Origin of the sequence: Paraburkholderia dipogonis (assembly GCF_042680985.1) — a bacterium.
GTDB classification, from domain to species: Bacteria; Pseudomonadota; Gammaproteobacteria; order Burkholderiales; family Burkholderiaceae; genus Paraburkholderia; species Paraburkholderia phytofirmans.
In genome coordinates this window covers 1-2441 of the sequence record NZ_JBHUFR010000015.1, presented here as the reverse complement: position 1 = coordinate 2441, position 2441 = coordinate 1, and the positions used below count along the sequence as shown (strand labels likewise).

The 2441-nt window shown below is 57.6% G+C and carries 2 protein-coding genes; both read left to right on the top strand.

Annotated elements, in window-relative coordinates:
* On the top strand, positions 1 to 162 hold a 162-nt coding region (locus ACFSNN_RS20135), incomplete at its 5' end, for a tyrosine-type recombinase/integrase (RefSeq protein WP_377779188.1).
* Between the two features lie 976 nt (positions 163 to 1138).
* Entirely contained in the window at positions 1139 to 2206 is a 1068-nt protein-coding gene (locus ACFSNN_RS20130; protein WP_134466380.1) for a hypothetical protein, read from the top strand.
* The last annotated feature ends 235 nt before the right edge of the window (positions 2207 to 2441 follow it).

Here is a 2441-nt window from a genome sequence, read left to right as displayed (position 1 = left end):
AGACACAGCGCAGCCTCACATATGGCGAACCAGCAGGTGGATCTGCGACTCGTGCGAGACAATCTCGGACACGCGTCGCTGACGACAACGAGTCAGTACCTGCACGTCGACGACGATCGACGGCACCGCGAGACCGATGAGAAACACCGGATCGACTGGTAGAGCACGCCGCGTCCCGGACGGTCACAGCGGGAAGCCAGCCCGGCACCACGATTCGCCGACACGCCGACACGCCGCCACGGGCGTCTTAACGTCTGATCAGGAAATCGCTGGTTGTGAGCCTGACCGCTTCGCCCGGACGCAGACGGATCTTTCTTGCGGCGACCGCGATAATGCGCTGCCGGCCGTCCGCCAGGGCCTTGAGCATGCGGCCTGGTCGGCCCCGGCGGGAAGCCAGAACTACGCCTCAGGCGCTGCGCGCGTGACGGCACAGACGACCTCGCCCCGCCGACCCGACAGGCGGAATGAAATTTCGCGCCGATCCGCCGCCACCTCTGCCGCCAACCCGATAACGTGAATGATCTCCCCGTAGGCCAGCCGTGAACCAGCGACATGCGGTCGCGCTTGCGGATATTTTGACTGCCGGACTGCGGGCAGACAAGGCCTGCGCGAGCCGCCTGTCGCGCAGGCGCTCCCCCCTTCCTGAAGACCGGGTTTGGGAAGATGGGGACGCCGAGACGAAAAGACGGTTAGTTGCTTTTATCCTTCTCAAAGGTGAGCCTTTACGGGGTGGGCTGCCGCCCGCGCGTTTTAAAGGGCGTCAGGCAATCGCGCCAGTTGACGCTTCCAGAGCACGCACGCTCGATTCGCGCGAACAGAGGATCCAGGTTGCCCTTAGGTATACGCCAGCTCAGGCATCCGGCTGAAGTCGACCCACTCCCGCCGGTCACACCGTCTGGGGCTCAACGGCGGGTAACTGAGTCGTCCGGTCATTGAAGCAAGCTCTCGGGGAAAGCAGTCCCGCCGTAGTGTGCGACGGCTACCGGCGTTTGAGACCGAGCCTTCATTATCCTTTTTGCCGCCCGGATACCGGCCTTGCAATGCACCAACTAGCCGCCACGCAGTAGTCCTGTATGACAGTGTCGCTGCTACGCCATTCGTGTATCCTCCATTCCAAATCGAAAATACGAATCGGGGAATGCACATGGACGGTGGCCCAATCCAACAAGAATTTGACGACGCTGATCTCGAGCATCTCGTTGCCGAACAGAAAAGACGACAAACTCGTAACCGGTATGCAATGATGGTTTTGGCCGCCGCGTCTACGTCGGTGATCACTTTCGTGCTCCTCGTCTATTTCGTACCCAATGCACAGGTGCGGTCTGCGTTGCCTTTCGAAAAGCTAGCGCCAGCGCTAGCGACGTTGATGCTGGCTAGCGGAGTTGGAGCCTCCCTACTACTCTACCTTCGAGGCTCTTCGGGCTCGGCGGGCGCGGTGAGTGGAAATATGTCTCTGCGGCTCTTGCAGCTAGAAAACGAGGTCGAGAATCAGTCGCGAAGAATTGAGGCAAAGATCAAGGCTCGATACGTCGACGAGAGTACCCGCGCCACAATCGTCACAGAACTGAAAGAGGATCTAGCTAGTTCCGTGGCCGAAATTACCCTCGATGAGATCCGGCAAAAAGTTCGTTTGTCGTTCGAGGAACAACGGGAAGAACGCGCACTTCGCGCTCAATGGGATGAAACGTCTGACCGGCTGTCAGAGGCTATCGCAGCGCTACACCTCCGAGCCAATGTGAACTTGGTCTTCGGCATACTCATGAGCGTCGCCGGTATCTCGATTCTCGCCTACACTCTGGCGGTGCCCGTGCCCACTGAGACATCATGGGACTTCGTTCGGAATTACGTTCCTCGCGTCACCCTTGTGCTAGTCGTCGAACTGTTCGCGTATTTCTTCCTTAACCTCTACAAAGCAAACCTGGCAGAAACCAGGTATTACCATAACGAAATAACTAACGTGGCCGCTCGACGCGTCAGCTTATTGACAGCATTTTCAACTAGGGACGGCGCCTTAATTTCCTCTGTCGTAGCCGAACTGCTTAAAACCGAACGCAATGGCATGATGACAAAAAGCCAGACAACGGTCGAACTCGCAAAGATTAAGGCAGAAAACGAGGCATCAAAAAATTTGAGTGGGACGCTAGTCAAAATCATTGAATCTTTTGCCGCCGGACGCAAACGCCTTCACGACGACGTCGGCGGGTAGTCATCAAATTTCGTATCCGCTACTCCAAGCGAGTGGTATCCGTCCCGTTGTTGACATAGAAGTCAGTACACACCGAACTGAGCCCGACGGTGACGGGCTCTGATCGACCCGTTGCCGCCGGTCGAACCCGATCTGCCACAACGGCAGATCTCAATTTGAACCAGCCATCCGACGGTCAGTAGTCCGTCCTGAACAATTCGTTTTACCGACCATCGGCGTTACGACGATGGGAGCG

Excerpts from the sequence above, each read along its gene's own strand:
- ACFSNN_RS20130 (WP_134466380.1), top strand. The coding sequence starts at position 1,139 with ATGCACATGGACGGTGGCCCAATCCAACAAGAATTTGACGACGCTGAT.